The 235-nt window shown below is 46.0% G+C and carries 1 protein-coding gene; it reads left to right on the top strand.

Features of this window, described 5'->3' with window-relative positions; all coding sequences use genetic code 11:
• The coding region (locus tag ACPYOG_RS20860) for a DUF6443 domain-containing protein (RefSeq protein WP_481295959.1) at nucleotides 1–235 on the top strand (235 nt) is incomplete at both ends.

Raw genomic sequence — 235 nt, 5'->3', positions numbered from 1 at the left:
ATCCAGGACAGCAGTGCTGTTAAAAACACTGCCGTATCCGTATATGGAGACAACAGGCCGTTTTCACATACCGTTTTGGAAAAGTCTCCACTTAACCGCGCAATCAGCAGCATCTCTTCAGGACAGGAATGGCAGAACCATCCTGTCACCATGGGCTATTATGCCAATAAAGCCAACGAGGTTAAAAAATATACAATAACCACCGGCTGGACGGAAGGAAGAACAGATGATGTAC

This window comes from Leifsonia sp. HAY1-4F (assembly GCF_056755275.1).
The sequence above is the reverse complement of the archived record's forward strand: the minus strand, read 5'-3'. Positions and strand labels throughout refer to the sequence as shown.